Raw genomic sequence first — 583 nt, 5'->3', positions numbered from 1 at the left:
GTAGGGAGCAGTGGTTAGGCGTTGGCTATTATTTTTGGACAGATAGTGATTATTATGCGCATCAATGGGGTAAGCATGGATATAACAATCAATACTGTATCAATAAGTTTTCTATTGAAATTACAGAGGATCGGTTATTAGATTTAGTAGGTAATACTCGAGATCAAATATTGTTTCAGCAATTTATAGAAGGATTGTTGACAAAAATAGAAATTATTATTGGTAATTGTCATTCATCTAGTGAGCAAAAATCTTTAAATAAAAAATTACAGAAAGTGAAAGATGGTATTTTATCGACAATATTTTACATTGCTCGAAAATATGAGTTAATTGATTATTGGGTTATAAAAGCTTCTGATAATGCTAGTCATCAGTCTTCGAAATATCACTTTAGAAAGAAGAGGCAAGAACATCTCATTTTACCGACGAGGCAGCAGATGGTAGTCTATGAGGAAGCAAGGAGTTATATACTTCATGAAAAGTGGGTATTCCCAAAAGGAGAAGAGTAGACATGGGATTTTATTTGGATAGATTAGATCTAAACCTTGATAATATTGAGGAATTTTTAGATGATTTTATTGAA

The 583-nt window shown here is 31.6% G+C and carries 1 protein-coding gene; it reads left to right on the top strand.

Annotated features, from left to right (window positions below):
• A partial coding sequence (locus tag FK268_RS26075; RefSeq protein WP_205124544.1) for a hypothetical protein occupies window positions 1-509 on the top strand: 509 nt, incomplete at its 5' end.
• Window positions 510-583: the final 74 nt, after the last annotated feature.

It is taken from the genome of Tsukamurella sputi (assembly GCF_007858445.1).
Classification (GTDB): domain Bacteria; phylum Actinomycetota; class Actinomycetes; order Mycobacteriales; family Mycobacteriaceae; genus Tsukamurella; species Tsukamurella sputi.
The sequence above is the reverse complement of the archived record's forward strand: the minus strand, read 5'-3'. Positions and strand labels throughout refer to the sequence as shown.